General features: G+C 69.4%; 13 protein-coding genes. 8 read left to right on the top strand and 5 right to left on the bottom strand.

Translation table 11 applies throughout. The annotated features are described in order from the left end of the window. The 4 genes from ABD056_RS20715 to ftsY all read left to right on the top strand — a co-directional run. Window positions 1-1,457, top strand: a 1,457-nt coding sequence (locus ABD056_RS20715) for a mechanosensitive ion channel family protein (protein WP_343869889.1), incomplete at its 5' end; no start/stop codon positions are given. Between the two features lie 145 nt (window positions 1,458-1,602). Then, window positions 1,603-2,460, top strand: a complete 858-nt coding sequence (gene dapF, locus ABD056_RS20710) for a diaminopimelate epimerase (RefSeq protein WP_343869888.1) — start codon at window positions 1,603-1,605, stop codon at window positions 2,458-2,460. Beyond that, window positions 2,457-3,719, top strand: a complete 1,263-nt coding sequence (gene mtaB / locus ABD056_RS20705; RefSeq protein WP_343869886.1) for a tRNA (N(6)-L-threonylcarbamoyladenosine(37)-C(2))-methylthiotransferase MtaB — start codon at window positions 2,457-2,459, stop codon at window positions 3,717-3,719. The genes dapF and mtaB overlap by 4 nt, the downstream gene beginning before the upstream one ends. A gap of 362 nt (window positions 3,720-4,081) precedes the next feature. Then, the gene (ftsY, locus tag ABD056_RS20700; protein ID WP_343869893.1) at window positions 4,082-5,038 is read left to right on the top strand and encodes a signal recognition particle-docking protein FtsY; all 957 of its coding nucleotides are present in this window, start codon (window positions 4,082-4,084) and stop codon (window positions 5,036-5,038) included. Window positions 5,039-5,548: 510 nt separating this feature from the next. Here ftsY and ABD056_RS20695 read toward each other — a convergent pair. The 3 genes from ABD056_RS20695 to ABD056_RS20685 all read right to left on the bottom strand — a co-directional run bounded on the left by ABD056_RS20695 (window position 5,549) and on the right by ABD056_RS20685 (window position 9,781). Continuing rightward, window positions 5,549-6,493: a DUF1848 domain-containing protein gene (locus ABD056_RS20695; protein WP_343869884.1), complete on the bottom strand. Its 945-nt coding sequence runs from the start codon at window positions 6,491-6,493 to the stop codon at window positions 5,549-5,551. A gap of 1,518 nt (window positions 6,494-8,011) precedes the next feature. Continuing rightward, window positions 8,012-9,043, bottom strand: coding sequence for a glycosyltransferase family 4 protein (locus ABD056_RS20690; RefSeq protein WP_343869881.1), 1,032 nt, complete (start codon window positions 9,041-9,043; stop codon window positions 8,012-8,014). Between the two features lie 105 nt (window positions 9,044-9,148). After that, window positions 9,149-9,781, bottom strand: coding sequence for a RecX family transcriptional regulator (locus tag ABD056_RS20685; RefSeq protein ID WP_343869879.1), 633 nt, complete (start codon window positions 9,779-9,781; stop codon window positions 9,149-9,151). Between the two features lie 99 nt (window positions 9,782-9,880). Here ABD056_RS20685 and ABD056_RS20680 point away from each other — a divergent pair, with 99 nt between their 5' ends. The 4 genes from ABD056_RS20680 to hslO all read left to right on the top strand — a co-directional run bounded on the left by ABD056_RS20680 (window position 9,881) and on the right by hslO (window position 13,792). Beyond that, window positions 9,881-10,651: an ABC transporter permease gene (locus ABD056_RS20680; RefSeq protein WP_343869891.1), complete on the top strand. Its 771-nt coding sequence runs from the start codon at window positions 9,881-9,883 to the stop codon at window positions 10,649-10,651. Window positions 10,652-10,754: 103 nt separating this feature from the next. Beyond that, window positions 10,755-11,939, top strand: coding sequence for an aspartate aminotransferase family protein (locus tag ABD056_RS20675; protein WP_343869878.1), 1,185 nt, complete (start codon window positions 10,755-10,757; stop codon window positions 11,937-11,939). Between the two features lie 15 nt (window positions 11,940-11,954). Further along, a complete protein-coding gene (gene argF, locus ABD056_RS20670) occupies window positions 11,955-12,869 on the top strand; it encodes an ornithine carbamoyltransferase (RefSeq protein WP_343869877.1) in 915 nt (304 codons plus the stop codon). Then, window positions 12,851-13,792, top strand: coding sequence for an Hsp33 family molecular chaperone HslO (gene hslO, locus ABD056_RS20665; RefSeq protein WP_343869876.1), 942 nt, complete (start codon window positions 12,851-12,853; stop codon window positions 13,790-13,792). The genes argF and hslO overlap by 19 nt, the downstream gene beginning before the upstream one ends. 66 nt (window positions 13,793-13,858) lie before the next feature. Here hslO and ABD056_RS20660 read toward each other — a convergent pair whose 3' ends face one another. Both ABD056_RS20660 and ABD056_RS20655 read right to left on the bottom strand, forming a co-directional pair. Beyond that, the gene (locus ABD056_RS20660) at window positions 13,859-15,835 is read right to left on the bottom strand and encodes a response regulator (protein WP_343869875.1); all 1,977 of its coding nucleotides are present in this window, start codon (window positions 15,833-15,835) and stop codon (window positions 13,859-13,861) included. A gap of 28 nt (window positions 15,836-15,863) precedes the next feature. Beyond that, on the bottom strand, window positions 15,864-18,619 hold a 2,756-nt coding region (locus ABD056_RS20655; protein ID WP_343869874.1), incomplete at its 5' end, for a PAS-domain containing protein.

Raw genomic sequence — 18,619 nt, 5'->3', positions numbered from 1 at the left:
CCGCGCCCGCGCCCGCCGGCGGCCATCGGCCGCTGGCGCCCCCCCCCACCCGCCAGCGCACCACCCGCCCGCCGGCGCCGGTGCGCCCGCCGCCGGGCCCGGCCACGGCTGCGCCGGCTCCGGCCGGGCGCCTGCGCGGCCGCCGCACCGGCGCCGTCGGGCGGGTGGTGCGCGAGCGCTTCGCCGATGTCTGGCACATCCTGGCGGCGCTCTACATCATCGCGGTCTATGCGGTGTGGGCGCTGTCGGTGGAAGGCGGCTTCGAGTACATCGTGCGCGCCACCCTGCTCAGCGCCGTGGTCATCGCCCTGGCGGTGGCCGCCGTCACCGTGCTGTCGCGCGGGGTGGACAAGCTGTTCCACATCGCCGAGGACGTGAAGACCCGCTTCCCCGGCATCGAGAAGCGCGCCAACCGCTATACCCCGCTGCTGCACACGGCGGTGCGCATGGTGGTGTTCGTCATCGCCTTCGGCGCCATCCTGCAGGTGTGGGGCGTCGGCGTGGTGGAGGCGCTGACCAGTGATGCCGGTCGCCGCTTCGCCGGGGCCGTGCTGACCATCGCCATCGTGCTGACCATCAGCCTGATCCTGTGGGAGTTCGCGTCCTCCGCCATCGAGCGCTACCTCAGCAGCACCGACGGCAACGGCAACGTGGTGGAGCGGTCCGCCCGCGCCAAGACGCTGCTGCCGCTGGCCCGCAACATCCTGATGGTGGTGATGATCGTCATCGTCAGCCTGGTGGTGCTGTCGGAGCTGGGGGTGAACATCGCGCCGCTGCTGGCCGGTGCTGGCGTCATCGGCCTGGCGGTCGGCTTCGGCTCGCAGAAGCTGGTGCAGGACATCATCACCGGCGCCTTCATCCTGTTCGAGAACGCCGTGTCGGTGGGCGACGTGGTGTCGGTGGGCGGATTCTCGGGTGTGGTGGAGGGCATGACGGTGCGCTCCATCCGCCTGCGCGACCTCAGCGGCACCGTCCACACCATCCCGTTCTCGGCGGTGGACAAGGTGTCGAACATGACCAAGGACTTCAGCTACTACCTGCTCGACGTCGGGGTCGCCTACCGCGAGGACACCGACGAGGTGGTGGAGGTCTGCAAGGGCATCCTGGAGGAAATGCGCCAGGAGCCGGACCACGCCGTCAACATCCTGGAGCCGCTGGAGGTCATCGGCGTCGACCGCTTTGCCGACAGCGCCGTCATCGTCCGCTTCCGCATCAAGACGCTGCCCATCAAGCAGTGGTCCACCGGCCGCGAGTTCAACCGCCGCATGAAGAAGAAGTTCGACGAGCTGGGAATCGAGATCCCGTTCCCGCACCGCACCGTCTACTTCGGCGAGGACAAGCGCGGCGGCGCCCCGCCGGCCCGCCTGCAGGTGGAAGGGATGCCGCGCGCCGGCGGCGACGGTCCGGCGGCGCCGCCCCCGGCCAACGATCCCGGCGGCAGCGCCCTGCCGGCCTGACCGGCGGCGCCCTTGCCGGCAGCACCGGCGGCGCGGGGCACGGATAAGCCCCCGCCGCCGGTCTGCCTTGCCCGGCCGCCCCTGGACTTGGGCCCCTGGACTTGGCCCCCTGGACTTGGAGGGTGGCGCGCCCTATAAACCGGGCATGATGACCACCGCTCCGCTCGCCTTCCTGAAGATGCACGGGCTCGGCAACGATTTCGTGATCGTTGACCGCCGCGCCGACGCACGCCCGCTGCCGGCCGCCGCCATCGCCGCCATCGGCAATCGCCGCACCGGCGTCGGCTGCGACCAGTTCATCACCCTGTCGCCCGGCGACGGCGAGGTCGACGTGGTCATGGGCATCTTCAACGGCGACGACGGCAGCGCCGCCGGCGCCTGCGGCAACGCCACCCGTTGCGTCGCCCACCTGCTGATGGAGGAAACCGGCAAGGCTGAGGTCGCCATCCGCACCGCCGCCGGCATCCTGCGCGGCTGGCGCGATGCCGCCTCCGGCCTCGTCACCGTCGACATGGGTCCGGCCCGGCTGGACTGGCAGCAGATCCCGCTGGCCGAGCCGCGCGACACCCTGAACGCCGGCCTGTCGGTCGGGCCGCTGCACGATCCGGTCTGTGTCTCCATGGGCAATCCGCACGCGGTGTTCTTCGTGCCCGACGTGGCGGCGGTGGATCTGCCGGCGGTCGGCCCGCAGGTGGAGCGCCACCCCCTGTTCCCCGAGCGCACCAACGTCGAGATCGTGCAGGTGATCGACCGCGGCCATGTTCGCATGCGGGTGTGGGAACGCTCCGCCGGCATCACCATGGCCTGCGGCTCCGGCGCCTGCGCGGTGGGCGTCGCCTGCGTGCGGCGCGGCCTCACCGACCGGCGGGTGGAGGTGATGCTCGACGGCGGCCCGCTCATCATCGAATGGCGCGAGGCCGACGGCCATGTGCTGATGACCGGCCCGGTCGCCACCGCCTTCGCCGGCCAGATCGATCCCGGCCTTCTCCCGGTTCCGGCATGACCATGACCAAGCGCCTCGACCCGCAGGTCGTCACCTTCGGGTGCCGCATGAACACCTACGAGTCGGAGGTGATGCGCGACCACGCCCGCGCCGCCGGCCTGGGCGATGCCATCATCGTCAACACCTGCGCCGTCACCAAGGAGGCGGAGCGTCAGGCCCGCCAGGCGGTGCGCAAGCTGCGGCGGGAAAACCCCAACGCCCGCATCATCGTCACCGGCTGCGCCGTGCAGGTGAACGCCGACCTGTGGGCTGGCATGCCGGAGGTCGACCGCGTGCTCGGCAATGCCGAGAAGCTGAAGGCGGAGAGCTACGCGCCCGGCCTCAACCAGCAGATCCTGGTCGACGACATCATGACGGTGCGCGAAACCGCCGAGCACCTGCTGTCCGGGTTCGAGGGCCACACCCGCGCCTTCGTCCAGGTGCAGCAGGGCTGCGACCACCGCTGCACCTTCTGCATCATCCCCTATGCCCGCGGGCCCAACCGCTCCGTCGCCATGGGCCGCATCACCGAGCAGGTGCGGGCGCTGGTGGAGAACGGCTACAAGGAAGTGGTGCTGACCGGCGTCGACATCACCGCCTACGGCCAGGACCTGCCGGGCCAGCCGCCGCTGGGGCAGATGGTGCGCCGGCTGCTCGCCAACGTGCCCGAGCTGCCGCGCCTGCGCCTCACCTCCCTCGACCCGGTGGAGGTGGACGACGACCTGCTCGACCTCATCGGGCGGGAGCCGCGCCTGATGCCGCATTTCCACCTGTCGGCCCAGGCCGGCGACGACCTCATCCTCAAGCGCATGAAGCGCCGCCACCTGCGCCACCATGTGATCGAGCTGGCCGACCGCATCCGCGCCCTGCGCCCCGACGCGGTGCTGGGCGCCGACATCATCGCCGGCTTCCCCACCGAGACCGACGAGCACTTCGAGAACTCCCTGCGGCTGGTGGACGAGGCGGGGCTGACCCACCTGCATGTGTTCCCCTATTCCTCCCGCCCCGGCACGCCCGCCGCCCGCATGCCGGCGCTGCCCGGCGACGTGGTGAAGGTGCGGGCGGCGCGGCTGCGGGCCAAGGCGGCGGCGGTGATGGGCGACTACCTCGCCTCGCGCGTTGGCAGCATGGCGCGGGTGCTGGTGGAGGAACCGGGCCACGGCCACTGCGAGCATTACGTGCCGGTGCGGCTGCCGGAAACGGCGCCGGTCGGTGAGATCGTGACCGTCCGGCTGACCGCCGTCGACGGCGACACCCTGACGGGAGACCCCTGCGCGTGACCGACGAGACGAAGCGCCCCGAAGGCTCCGACGGCGACACCGACAAGCCGAAGAAGCGGGGGTTCTTCTCCCGTCTGTTCGGCCGCGGTGACGAGCCCGAGGTCCGCCCCGCCGACGCCCTTGCCGACCGCCCGGAAGACCCCGCCGAAGGCAGCCGCGAGGCGGGGGAAGGCGCCGACGAGCCCGGCCGGCCGCCGGTCACCGCCCTGCTGGACGCCGACGCCACCGCGCCCGAGGTGCCCCCCGACGACCATCGCCTGCCCGACCACGACCAGCCCGCCGAAGGCGGTGAGGCGGCGGTCGAGGCCGACCTGCCGGAGCCTGAGCCTGAGCCTGAGCCGGAGGTGGAGCCCGAGGCGGAGGTGGAGGCGGCGCCCGAGCCCGAGCCCGAGCCGCCGGCCACCAAGAAAAGCTGGTTCGCCCGTCTGCGCGACGGGCTGGCGCGGTCCTCCAGCAAGCTGACGGAGGGCATCACCGGCCTGTTCCTCAAGCGCAAGCTGGACGACGAGGCGCTGGAGGAACTGGAAGACCTGCTCATCACCGCCGACCTGGGGGTGACGACGGCGGCCAAGCTGACCGCCTCGCTCGCCAAGGAGCGGTTCGGCCGCGACGTGACCGGCGAGGAAGTCCGCAAGGCCTTCGCCGAGGACATCGCCGAGATCCTGGAGCCGGTGGCCCGCCCGCTGGTCATCGACCGGGCGAAGAAGCCGCATGTGGTGCTGGTGGTGGGGGTCAACGGCTCGGGCAAGACGACGACCATCGGCAAGCTGGCGCACCAGTGGCGCGACGAGGGCCTGAGCGTGATGATCGCCGCCGGCGACACCTTCCGCGCCGCCGCGGTGGAGCAGCTGAAGGTGTGGGGCGACCGCACCGGCGCCCCCGTCATCGCCCGCGACACCGGCGCCGACGCGGCGGGGCTGGCGTTCGACGCGCTGAAGGAGGCCCAGGCGGCGGGCGCCGACGTGCTGCTCATCGACACCGCCGGGCGCCTTCAGAACAAGAAGGGCCTGATGGACGAGCTGCAGAAGATCGTCCGCGTGCTGAAGAAGATGGACCCCGACACGCCGCACGACACCCTGCTGGTGCTGGACGCCACCGTCGGCCAGAACGCCCACAGCCAAGTGGAGGTGTTCAAGGAGATGGTGAACGTGACCGGCCTGGTGATGACCAAGCTGGACGGCACCGCCAAGGGCGGCGTGGTGGTGGCGCTGGCCGACCGCTTCGGCCTGCCGGTCCACTTCATCGGCGTCGGCGAAACGGCCGAAGACCTGCGGCCGTTCAAGGCCGAGGACTTCGCGCGCGGGTTGATGGGGGTTTAGGGGGCTACGGCCCCGGCCCCGCGCGCCGTACCGATCCAGGGGAACGGAGGCGCGCGATGCCCGACACACCAAAGTACGAAACGAACTTCCACGCCTGGACCCAGGTCCAGGCGGCGCGCCTGTGCATGCTGCGGGCGGTCTCGATGGGGAGCGGTTGGCGGAGGAGATCGAGGGCCTGGGGGAGGCGCAGGTCTTCCGGGTTTCCGGCCTGTTGTGACGGACGCTGTTCGCTCTGGTGGGCACTGGTACGACGACGCGGTTACCTGCCGGGGCGACGCCGTCCTCGCCTTTTCTCCGGGCCTGCGCCAGCGCATCTGCCTTGACCGCATCTGGAAGCTCGCTTGCACCGGTGCTGCGGCATCGTTAGCCGTACATGGCGGCCCAGTCCGGCTGTTGCTGAAGACCAACCTGGTCACGCTGGACGCCCTTCTGCCACCGGCCTTCCATCCAGCCTCCACATTTTCAGGTCGAAGCGTCCAGGGTGGATGACGGCGCGCAGCGGGCTTCCTACTATATCGGTAATTGCCTCTGCCTCATTTTACTCTCAAGAGACGCGATGTCTTGGTCGTCAGGCTTACCTATTAATAGCGGGCTCTCTGGGTCATGAGCCTGATAACCGTTTTTTGCTTTCGTAGGCGTCGGCGTCGCATAGCAATAGGCGCACCCATGCAGGCAGCTGTTGTAGGTTCCGATGTCTATGCTCTTAACGCAGCCGCACTCCTCTCTCTGGCCGCTGTCTTTCTCGCTGGAGACAATGACGCCACAGGCTCTTTTTAAAAGATCGTCATCAATGCACTTTCCATGGCTAATCCCAATGCCACTTAAGTCTATTTTTTCTGCGCAAGTTTGGATCTCCATATCCCGAGAAACGGAGATAGACTTCATGAATGCGCAAAGTTCTGCGGCGTGCCACTCGGTTTCGACGATATCGTGATAATTTAAGCCGTCTATCTTCTTCAAGTTTCTTTCAGTGCCTTTATATAAATCTACAAAACTTATCACGACCCTTCGAGTATAGCCGGACAGACTCCTCGAGAGCGTATCAAACTGGCGTTTGTGGGCGCTGATGTCGCATAGGTTCGAGACAAGAATCGGATCATAACGCCATATAACCCGTTCGGGCCCAATCAAGTCGCTAAGTTTCTTGAAAGTCTCCACGGCTTGATCTGCGGTCGGAACCGATGGCTCAATTTTCCGGCCATACCCTGTTATTGTATACTGAAAATAATAACGGTATCCGTAGCTGTCTATTTCCGCCAGTCTTGGCAATAATTGTCGTGGGTTCCTAGTCCAAAATACGATCGCATCTACGTCGTCGAGATGAAGGGATACGCGCTGTATGCTCCGATAGTTCCAGGGGCTGCGAATCATAAGGTATCCAGCCGCGAGCCGGTTCATAAACCAATCTGTATAGAACGCGGGTATATCGGTTCTGCGGCTGGCGCTTATGATCATCTAGTATACTCCAGGATCGAGAAGCGAGTTCTTCCGGTAGTCAGTATCGGGCTTCTTTTTGCGTCGCAGTCGGTGCATTCCGACTTGGAGTTTTCAGCGCAAGGTTTCAACCATTCATTGGGATACACGAAATCAGGATAGTAAGTTCTCAGTCCGATGCCGTCACCTCCGAAAGAGCAAGCCGAAGCAGGATCGTCGTCGCATCCGAAACCTGCGTGGATCATCGTGTCGTGAACTATTGTTGTTAAGTCTGTCCTGGCCGGTTCCGTTGCGTCGGCAGTTGCGTATGAGACCACCAGGAATACCCGCCGCTTGTGTGTCTTTGCAAGTTTTTGCGCAAAGCCTCTGAGAATGCCAGCTCCGGACTCGTCTATGTCGGTTATGGACTTGGGAAGCCACACGAGATCAGCTGCGTGAAGGTCACCGGCCGGTATATCTTGAACAGCGATATTGTGTACGGACCTGTTTTCACGTGCCTCCGGCAGGTGTTCAAGGGCCTTCCAAGCGACCGCATCGTAACCGCGGTATATGAAAGCGGTAGTCAGGGAATGAGCTAAGGCATAGTAGTCTTGGCAGAGGCCGCAACCGAGCGAGAGCACATTCAACGGGTCGCACTGGGTTTTAGGTAGTCTAGGAAGGAGGTGTTCAGATACGATATGACAATACTCCAGGTAATACGCAGCGAAATACCGCAGCCCGTAAAGCAGTTGGTATTCGTAAGAAGGGTAGTGCTTGTTTTTCGGGCGACTGTCTGCACACGTGCAGAGGCTACCTGCTGGTGCTTGCTCGCGGAGCGCAGTCAAGACGGTGGTTATAAAGGAACCGTGGCTCATAGGCTGCCTGCCTGATCTAGTTTAGATGCCCGTGCGTCGTTAATCTGCACGTTTTGATGACTTAGTTTCTCATGCTCTCCCTCTAAATGTCTAAAACCGATCTGTTGAATAATATTATTTGCGGCACGCCTTGTGGTTGCGGTTGTGGCATATCTGCCCCGCCGCGACCTTACGGCTTCGTTTGGGGGCGGCCTATAAATTGGTCTGATGGCCACGCCAGGGCGTGTCCAAGTCTTGCGCCTATTGCCTATTCTGGGAACTTTCCGCGAGGCGCCCCCTCTGAGAACACGATTCTGAAGCTCGGAGGCAACCCCTCCACGCGGGTGCGGGCCGCAGCCCGCGCGCGGCACGCGCATGGGCGCCGCTCAGCCGGCGGCGCAACTCGGTCCAGGCTCGGGAAGGTCGGCGGCGCGGGGGCGGCGGGGTCGCCCTCCCGGAGGAGGGGATCGCGGGGTGGGAGGGCGGAGCAGGCCCGCCGCCCCCGGCCGTGGCCGGCGTCCGCCCGTTCGGGGGAAGTGGAGCCCGGCGGGGGAGGGGGGCTCCGGGCGGGTGCCGGGTCGTCTCGATGCAGGGGGCTCGCCGGGGAGGGGGCCGGGGAGGCCGTCCTGATCGCTGACATCACCCTACCGTCGGGCCCGCCACCGCTCCAATTGGAAGTCCTGCCGGTTTTCAGCGATCCGCCCGATCAAACCGCGGCCCGGCGAGGCCTCTCCGCCGCCCCGATGGGCGCCAGGAAGCCGAGGAACTGGTCGGTCACCGTCTCCCACGAGAAGCCGCAGGCGTGCGTCCGGCAGCGCTCCGGCGGGATGTTCAGGGCGGCGAGGGCGGCGGTGCGCAGGTCGTCGTCCAGCACGCCGGCGCCGCTCTGCCCCAGCACGTCGGTCGGGCCGGTGACGGGGAAGGCGGCGACGGGCACGCCGCAGGCCAGCGCCTCCAGCATCACCAGGCCGAAGGTGTCGGTGCGGCTCGGGAAGACGAAGGCATCGGCGGCGCTGTAGCAGGCGGCCAGTTCGGCGTCGCCGTTGGCGATGTGGAACAGGGTGTCGGGGAAGCGCTTCATGTAGTCGCCGCGGCTCGGCCCGTCGCCCACCACCACCTTGCTGCCCGGCAGGTCGAGGGACAGGAAGGCCGGCAGGTTCTTGTCCACCGTCACCCGTCCGACATAGAGGAACAGCGGCCGCGGCAGGTGGGGGAAGGCATCCTTGGGGCCGGGGCGGAAGGTCTCCACATCCACCCCGTGGCTCCATTCCACCACGTTATGGTAGCCCTCCGCCCGCAGCTCGCGGAAGACGGAGGGAGAGGGCGCCAGCACCGCCCGCGACGGCGCGTGGAAGCGGCGGATCCAGGCCCGCAGCATGGGCAGCGGCATGCGGGTGCGGGCGTGCACGTATTCCGGGAACTTGGTGTGATAGGCGGTGGTGAACGGCGCCCCGCGCTTCAGGCACCACGCCCGCGCCACCTGCCCGAGCGGCCCTTCGGTGGGGATGTGCACGGCCTCCGGCGCGAAGTCCTCCAGCAGGCGGGCGACGCGGCGGCCGGCGAACAGGGCGAGGCGGATCTCGCTGTAGGTCGGCAGCGGCACGGTGACGAACTGGTCGGGGCTGATGACCAGCACCTCATGCCCGCGCGCCACCAGGCGGTCGTGCAGGGAGCCGAGCACGCGCACCACGCCGTTGCGCTGCGGGTACCAGGCGTCGGTCACGATGGCGATACGCACCGGATAAGCCCTCGCTGTGCTTGTGAAGTGCTGCGGAAGCTATCGGGCGCGGCGGCGGCGCAGTCCAGTGAAGGTACGGTGACGGTGCGGGCGCAGTGCGCGGCTTCAGCCGCCGGCCAGCAGGTCGTCGAGGGCATCGCGGTCCGGCGCGTCGATGACCCGGGCGGCGATGTCGAAGGAGAAGCCGGCCCGCGCCATGGCCGCCAGTTCCTTCAGGCGCCGCTCGGCCGGATCGGCGGCGGCGGCGCGGAGGCCGAGGGCAGGGCGGCGGAAGGGGCCGAAGCCGCGCCGGCGGGCGAAGGCGATGGCGGCGGCCACGTCGGGGTTGCCGTCGGTCTCGGCGGACAGATCCTCCACCGCCTCCTCGACCACGGCGGCGGCGACGCCCTTGGCGGCCAGCCGGGCGCGGATGGCGCGGGTGCTGCCGCCCTGGCGGTGCAGGCTGCGGGCGCGGCCGGCCGCATAGGCGGCATCGTCGAGCAGTCCGGCGGCCTGATAGCGCGCCACCAGGGCCTCGACCAGGGCGGCGCCGTCGTCGCGGTCGGTGCCGTGCTCGCGGGCCGACAGCTCCACCTTGCGCAGCAGCACCCGGCGCAGGTTGGCGGCGCTGGTGGCGAACCGCTCCAGGTAGTAAAGGGCGGCATTCTCCAGGTAGTCCGCCGTCACCTTGCGCGGCCGCTTGCGGCGGCGGGCGGCGGTGGCGTCGGCTGCGGCGGGTGGGGTGATTTTCTCCGTCATGCCGCCTATGTTATCGGGCTCGCGCCGCCGCGTCAGCAGACAGTCCAGCCAGGAGCCCTCGCCGTGACCCCCACCACCGTTCCGCCCAGCCCCCGCCGCATGGGCCGCGTCAACTGGCGCGGCGCCTGGGAGCTGTACCTGAAGGAGGTGCGGCGGTTCGTGAAGGTCTACCTGCAGACCATCGCCTCGCCCATCGTGACGACGCTGCTGTTCCTGGCCATCTTCGCCCTGGCGCTCGGCCGGCAAGTGCCGGACAGCGGCGGCGTGTCGTTCATCGAGTTCCTGGCGCCGGGCCTCATCATCATGGCGATGGTGCAGAATGCCTTTGCCAATACATCGTCGTCGATGGTGATTTCCAAGGTGCAGGGCAACATCGTCGATGTGCTGATGCCGCCCCTGTCGGCGGCGGAACTGACGGCGGCCTATGCGCTCGGCGGCACCACCCGCGGCGTGGTGGTGGGCATCGCGACCACGGCGGCGATGGCGTTCTTCGTGCAGCTGCACCTGCATGATGCGCTTTATATTGTCTATCACGGGGTGATGGCGTCGCTGATGCTGTCGCTGCTCGGCCTCATCGGCGGCATCTGGGCGGACAAGTTCGATCACATCGCGGCGGTGACCAACTTCATCGTCACGCCGCTGTCGTTCCTGTCGGGCACCTTCTACAGCATCGAGCGGCTGCCGGAGCATCTGCAGTTCCTCGCCCACCTGAACCCGTTCTTCTACATGATCGACGGCTTCCGCTACGGCTTCATCGGCCACCCCGACGCCATGCCGCTTACCGGCCTGGCGGTGGTCGCCGCCACCAACGTGGTGCTGCTGGCGGTGACCTACGTCATGTTCCGGACCGGGTACAAGCTGAAGGCGTGACGGGTGGCCCAAGCCTCCCGTCCGGCTTGACAAACCCCCGCAGAGGCCGGATAGTCCACCGCTTTCCGAGGGACTTGTGTCCCCACCAGAGGCCTGGAAAGCGATGACCATTCCCGCCCTCATGCCCACCTACGGCCGTGCCGACGTCGCCTTCGAGCGCGGCGAAGGGTGTTGGCTGATCGCCACCGACGGCCGCCGGTACCTCGATTTCGGGTCGGGCGTGGCGGTGAACAGCCTTGGCCATTCGCACCCGCATCTGGTGCAGGCGATCCAGGCGCAGGCGGCGCAGGTCATCCATACCTCCAACCTCTACCGGGTGCCGGGGCAGGAACGGGCGGCGGCGCGGCTGGTGGCGAATACCTTCGCCGACACCGTGTTCTTCAACAACTCCGGCGCCGAGGCGCTGGAAATGGCGATCAAGATCGCCCGCCGCCATCACCAGAGCCAGGGCTCCGACCGCTATCGCGTCATCGTCGCGCGGCAGGCCTTCCACGGCCGCACGCTGGCGACCGTGGCCGCCGGCGGGCAGGAGAAGCACCTGGCCGGCTTCGCGCCCATGGTGGAAGGCTTCGACCGCGTCGGCTTCGGCAATCTGAACGAGGCCCGCCAGGCCGTCGGCGACCTGACCGCCGCCGTGCTGGTGGAGCCGGTGCAGGGCGAAGGCGGCATCCGCACCGCCGATGCCCAGTACCTGCAGGGCCTGCGCGCCATGTGCGACGAATACGGCCTGCTGCTGATGCTTGATGAAGTGCAGACCGGCAACGGCCGCACCGGCAAGCTCTACGCCCACGAATGGGCCGGCATCACGCCGGACGTGATGGCGACCGCCAAGGGCCTCGGCGGCGGCTTCCCGGTCGGCGCCGTGCTGGCGACCGAAAAGGCGGCGGCCTGCATGACCGCCGGCACCCACGGCTCCACCTTCGGCGGCAATCCGCTGGCCATGGCGGCGGTCAATGCGGTGCTCGACGTGCTGCTGGAAGACGGCTTCCTGGACCGCGTGCAGGCGATCGGCGCCTTCCTGCGCGACCGGCTGGAGCGGCTGGCCGCCCGCCACCCGGCGGTGATCGAGGAGGTGCGCGGCCTCGGCCTGATGCTCGGCCTCCGGCTCGCCCCCGCCATCACCAATACGGACTTTGTGAGCAAGGCCCTGAGCCACGGCCTGCTCACCGTGCCCGCCGGCGACAACGTCGTGCGTCTGCTGCCCCCGCTGATCGTGGGCGAGGCAGAGGCCGACGCGGCCGTCGACATCCTGGACCGGGTCAGCAAGGAACTGTCCCCGGCAAGCTGAAGCGAGACCACCTCCATGACAGCCCCCAAGCATTTCCTCGACCTCGACCAGTTCGACACCGCCACCCTGCGGGCCATGCTGAAGCTCGGGTCGGACTTCAAGCGAGGGGCTGTCCCGGAGGAGCGCCGACGCCCGCTGGCCGGCCGCACCCTGGCGATGATCTTCGAAAAGCCGTCCACCCGCACCCGCGTCAGCTTTGAAGTGGGCATGCGCCAGCTGGGCGGCGACGTGGTGAACCTGTCCAACGGCGCCAGCCAGCTCGGCCGCGGCGAGACCATCGCCGACACCGCGCGGGTGCTGTCGCGTTATTGCGACGCCATCATGATCCGCACCGACAACCCGGCCAAGCTGCGGGAACTGGCGGAACACGCCACCGTGCCGGTCATCAACGGCCTGACCGACGCCACCCACCCGTGCCAGGTGATGGCCGACGTCATGACCTTCGAGGACCACCGCGGCCCCATCGGCGGCAAGGTGGTGTGCTGGTCGGGCGACGGCAACAACGTCGCCACCTCGTGGGTGCAGGCGGCCGGGCTGTTCGGCTTCGAGATGCGCGTCGCCTGCCCGGAAGGCCGCGAGCCGCCGGCGGCGGTGATCGAATGGGCGCGGCAGCGCGGCGCCACCATCACCCTCGGCCGCGATCCGCAGGCCCTGGTGCAGGGCGCCGATTGCGTTGTCACCGATACCTGGGTTTCCATGCACGAAACCGGCGCCCATCTGCATAACCTGCTGCGCCCCTATCAGGTCAATGCCGCCCTGATGGCCGGCGCCAAGGCCGATGCCCTGTTCATGCACTGCCTGCCCTGCCACCGCGAGGAAGAGGTGACCGCCGAGGTCATCGACGGTCCCCAGTCGGTGGTGTGGGACGAGGCGGAAAACCGGCTCCACGCCCAGAAGGGAATCCTTGCCTGGTGTCTGACCCCGTCGTGACCGACCAGATCGTTCCGTTCCTCATCAACCACGGTGCCTTCCGCGGCCGTCTGGTGCGCCTGGACGCCACCGTGACCACCATCGTCACCCGCCACCAGTACCCCGACCCGGTCGCCACCATGCTGGCCGAGACGGTGGTGCTGGCCGGGGCGCTGGCCGACAGCCTGAAGTACGACGGCATCTTCACCCTGCAGACGCGGTCCGACGGGCCGATCTCGCAGATCGTGGTGGATGTCACCTCCGGCGGCGACGTGCGCGGCGTCGCCCACTTCGATCCCGTGCGCCTGGCGGCGGCGGTGGACAAGGCGGGCGGTGTGGCGGCCATCGGCGACCGGGTGCCGCGCCTGCTCGGGTCCGGCTACCTCGCCTTCACGGTGGACCAGGGGCCGGATACCGAACGCTACCAGGGCATCGTCGAGCTGACCGGCCAGACGGTGGCGGATTGCGCCCACACCTACTTCCGCAACTCCGAACAGCTGGAGACGGCCGTGAAGATCGCCGTCACCCGCGACGAGGCCGGCTGGCGGGCCGGCGGCGTCATGCTGCAGCGCATGCCGCTGCCGTCGGGGTTCACGCCGACGGGGGAGGAAGAGGAGATCATCGAGGATGCGTGGCGCACCGGCGTCATCCTGCTCGGCAGCCTGACCGACGGCGAGCTGCTGGCCGCCGACCTGCCGCCGCAGCAGGTGCTGCACCGCCTGTTCCACGAGCAGGACCTGCGCACCAGCGCCGCCCGCCATCCCCACTTCGGCTGCCGCTGCTCGCGCGAGCGGGTGGCCGCGGCGCTGCGCGGCTTCGGCCGTGACGAGCTGGAAACCATGAAAGTGGACGGGGTGGTGGAAGTGACCTGCGACTTCTGCAGCGAGCAGTATCACTTCTCCGACGCCGACCTGGACGGGCTGGCCGGCCGCAAGAGCGGCTGACCCGCCTTCCCGGCGGTCAAACATGACAAGAAGGGCGCGTCCTGCCGGCGGGACGCGCCCTTTTCGTCATCTGCGGGCGGCCGCGGCGGCGTCCTTGGCGCCCTTGTGGCCGCGGTTCATCAGCACCATCAGCTTTTCCTCCAGCTGCTCGGGCGGGAAGGGCTTGGCGATGTAGGCGGTGACGTCGTGCTTCATGGCCGCCTCCACCGCCGGCTGGGTGGCAAGGGCGGTGACCATCAGGAAGGGCAGGTCGGGGCGGGCGGCGCGCACCTGCTTCAGCACGTCGATGCCCGACAGGCGCGGCATCATCCAGTCGCAGACGATGATGTCGTAGTCGCCTTCATGGCCGCCGAACAGGTCCATGGCCTCCTGCCCGTCGCGGGCCCAGGTCACCGACTGGACGCCCATGTCCGACAGCACCATGCGGATGTAGCCGGCGGCCGCTTCCTCGTCCTCCACCACCAGCACGCGCATGCGGGTGACGTCGACGAAGGGCACGCCGGCGCGGCGCATCTTCTCGCCCAGGGCCATCAGGCGGGCGGCGCCCTCGGCGCTGCTGCCGGCGCCGGCCAGGAACTCGCGGATCACCGTCGGCCGCTGGGCGTAGCGGGTGAGCAGGCCGCGGGCGCGCTTCATGCACTCGCCCTCGGTGAAGGCGCCCTCGGCGCACAGGTCCAGGGTTTCCAGCACCTTCTGCGGCGGCGGCTTGTCCTTCTCGAAGGGGGCGAAGATCTGGTTGGTGCGGATGAAGGTCAGCTGGATCTGATCCATCATCGCCCCCCAGCGGCTGCGGTCCTCGGGCGGGAACAGCGACGCCTTCACCAGCTGCTGCACCTCCGCCACCGACTTCAGCTTCTTCAGGCGGGTCTTGGAACTGTCGAGCAGGCGGCCGGGGAAGTCGCGGTCATCCAGGAAGCTGCGCAGATAATCCTCGACGATGCGGCGGGCATAGTCGCCGTAGACGACGCGCTGCAGCTCGAACAGCGCCACCACCTTTTCCAGCACCGTGCGGCCTTCCAGCAGGTCCTGCAGGGTGCCGACCGACACCAGCCGCGCCACCCGCCGCTCCAGCACCTCGGCGGTGGCGTGGCCGCCGATGAAGGTGTGACCGTCGGTCTTCAGCGCCTCGCCCAGCCGGCCGATCAGCTGCAGTTCCGGCACCAGATGGGCGGCGGCCTGGATGCTGCTGCCGGCGCCGGGCAGCAGGTGATCCTTGCGCCCCAGTTCCCGCTGCAGCGCCGCCAGCAGGCCGGCGCGGGCGCAGGTCATGGTGCCGTCGGCCAGCACCGCCGCCAGCCGCACCACCGCCGGCATGCGGGCGCGCAGCACCGGCTTGCCGTCCAGCAGGTCGCGGTCGAGCAGGGCCTCGCTCTCGCCCAGCAGGCCGAGCATGACCAGCGCATCCTCGATCACCAGCGCCACCGGATCGACCCGCTCGCCGATGTCGTGCAGGGCGCCGGGGCTGCGCAGGACTTCGCCGAGCAGGCTGTCCACCGCCGCCTTGGCCGGCCCGGCGAGCGGTTCCGCCTCCCACAGGGCCAGCAGGCGTTCCACCTTGGTGCCCCAGTCGCGGCCGGCGCCGAGGTACTGGCAGAGCGCGGCATTGACCAGGAACTCCGCCTCCTGCGGCGAGCCGGCCGCCTTGGCCAGCGCTGCCACCTGGGCGGAGAAGCGGCCGGGCTCCGCCTCGGGCGGGCGGCGTTCGGTCAGGCGGGCGCGGGTCTGGCGCTGCACGGCGCCGACCAGATTGGCCAGTTCGCCGATGCGCTGCGACGGCTTCAGGCGCAGGCGCGGGGCCTGCTGGTCGGCGACGTGCTGCAGGGCAAGCTGGTAGCTGCGGTCGTTCTCCACCGCCTTCTGCCAGTGGGGCAGGTGCAGCACCTCCGTCGGGGTGACGTGGTTGCCCTGCAGCCAGCTGACCAGCAGGCGGCCCATCAGCGCCCGCGCCTCGGCGGTGTAGAAGTCGTCCGCCGTGGCGCACACCGGTGCCGACTGCGGTTCGGCGCCGTCGTCGCCGGCGGCTCCTGCTGCATCCTTGTTCATGTGTATCCGTATCCCCCCATGTGTCCCCTCACCGCTCCAGCGCCTGCCGCACCGCCGCCAGCAGGCGGTCGGGATCGACCGGCTTGGCGAGGAAGGTGACGCCGTCGCCCAGTTCCGCCAGCTGCGATTCCGCCGCCGCGGCATAGCCCGATACCAGCACTACGGCCACATCGGGCCTGTCGTCGCGCATTGCGCGTACAAGGTCAAGGCCGCCCAGACCGGGCATGACCACATCGCTGACCACCACGTCGATGCCTTCCGCCTCTTCCCGCCACACCGCGAGGGCTTCCTCGCCGCCGGCGCAGGCGACCACCTCCATGCCGTGTTCCTCCAGCACCAGCCGCAGGTATTCGCGCACCGGCGCCTCGTCCTCGGCCAGCAGGGCGGTGCCCCACAGGTCGGCGACGGGGGCGGCGGCGGCCGGTGCGGCGGCATCGGTGACCGCCTGATCCACCGCCGGCAGGTAGAGGCGGAAGACGGCGCCGTCGCCGGGGCGGCCGTCCACCTCGATGCCGCCGCCGGCCTGGGTGACCATGCCATAGACCATGGGCAGGCCGAGGCCGGTGCCCTTGCCCTGCGCCTTGGTGGTGAAGAAGGGCTCGAAGATGCGGTCCACCGCCTCCGGCGCGATGCCGGTGCCGCTGTCGGTCACCTCCACCACCGCGAAGCGGTCGCCGCGCAGCGACGGCATGCGGTCGCGCAGGCCGGGGTCGGTGGCCAGGCTGACCACGTCGGCGGCGATCACCAGGGTGCCGCCGCCGGCCCCCTTCTCGGCGATGGCGTCGCGGCCGTTGATGGCCAGGTTGACGATGGCCTGGGTGAAGCGGGCGGCATCCACCTCCACCCGCACCGAGTCGACCCGCGCCTCAATGGCGAGCGCCACCGTCTCGCCCAGCACCGGGCGCAGGAAGCTGCGCAGCTGGTGCAGGGTTTCCACCACGTCGAGCACCACCGGCTGGTCGGTGCCGCGGCGGCGGCTGAAGTCGAGCAACTGCCCGGTGAGGGCGGCGGCGCGGTCGGAGGCGCGGATGATCTCGGTCAGGCAGTTGTGGACACGGCGGGCATCGCCCGGCACCCGCTCCGCCATGCGGGCGAAGCCGCCGATGGCGGTGAGCATGTTGTTGAATTCGTGGGCGATGCCGCCCGCCAGCTGGCCGATGGCATCCAGCTTCTGGGCCTGCTGCAGGGCCAGTTCCGCCTGCCGGCGGTCGGTGATGTCGGCCACCACCACCAGGTCGGCGTCGCCGCCTTCCTGCGCCAGCGGATAGCGGCCGATGAGGATGTGGCGCTCGTGACCATGGCCGGGGGCGGGCAGGGTGCGTTCCACCATGGCCTCGACACCGCCGCCGCCGTCGGCGGTGGGCGGCGGCTCGGCGCCCAGCAGGTCGGCGAGGCTGCGGCCAAGCAGGGTGCCGTCGTCGTCGCTGCCACCACCCCCGCCACCACCGCCGCCGAGCAGGGCGCGGGCGGCTTGGTTGGCGAAGCGGACCTGGCCGCCGCGGGTCATGATGATGCCGTAGGGCGCCCGCTCCACCAGATGGCGATAGCGGCCCTCGCTGTCGCGCAGGGCGGCCAGGGCCCGCTGGCGCTCCAGTTCCGCGCCGGCGCGGGCGGCGAAGATGTCGAGCAGGGCGTCGGCACTCGGCCGCATGTGCAGCGACCGGTCGCTGAGGATGGCGACCAGACCGATGGGGCGCCCGTCGCCGCCCGGCACCGCCCGGCCGAAGCAGCCGCAGGCGCCGAAGGCGGCGGCGGTGGCGCAGCCGGCGGCGATGCCCTCGCCGGGGGTGCCGACGTGGCAGCGACCGTGGGTGAACACCTCGCCCATGTGGCCGCTGACCGCCAGCGGCGGCAGGGTGACCGGCTTGCCGTGGCGCACGGCGGCCACCGGCTGCACCCAGTCGCCCGCTCGCTCGGCGATCAGGGCGCCGTCGGCATCCAGGGCGCGGGCCAGACTGTCGGCGAGCGCGTGGAAGAAGTCGCGCCCGCCGGCCGGGGCGACGCCGCGCGCCAGCTCGGTCAGCACCGCCTCGTGGCGGCGCTGGTCGGTGACGTCGGTGACGGTGGCGACGCAGCCGCCGTGCGGCATGGGGGTGACCAGCACTTCCAGCCGGCGGCCGGTGACGTCGATCTCGCAGGTTTCGGCGCCGGCGCGGCCCTCCGCCGGGTGCAGCGGCGCCCCGCCCAGCAGGGCGGCCAGGGCGCGGCCGCGCAGGCGGTCCTCGGCGATGTCGAGCAGGCGCGGCAGCACCCCGTTCCACGCCACCACCCGGCGGTCGGCATCGAACACCGCCACGCCCTGGGTGAGGCTCTGCAGGGTGGTCTGCAATAGGGCGCTGCTTTCCGCCAGATCCTGTTCGTGCTGCTTCAGGGCGGTGATGTCCATCAGCACCTTGACGACACCGCCGCTGCCGGTGGCGTGCTCGCTGATGCGGTACCAGCGGCCGTCGGACAGCCGGCAGTCCACCGGGGCGCGGGCCTCCAGGTGGCGCGACAGGCGGCGCTGCACCCACGGCTCCAGCGGCCCTTCCGCCGGGTCGTAGGCGCCGCGGGTGGCGGCGATGCGCAGCAGGCCGTCGAAGGTGACGCCCGGCTGCAGGGCATCGGCCAGACCGGGGTAGGCGGCGCGGTAGCGTTCGTTGCAGACCACCAGCCGGCCGTCGCCGCCGAACAGCACGAACCCTTCGGAGATGGAGTTGACGGCATCAATCAGATGACGTTGCAGGGTGGCCGTTGCCGCCACCTGGGTGGCCGCCGCCGCCATCGCCGCCTCGCCCCGGCGGG

Source organism: Caenispirillum bisanense (assembly GCF_039523075.1).
In the GTDB taxonomy this organism is placed as follows: Bacteria; Pseudomonadota; Alphaproteobacteria; order Rhodospirillales; family Rhodospirillaceae; genus Caenispirillum; species Caenispirillum bisanense.
This window is presented reverse-complemented; position numbering and strand designations above follow the sequence as displayed.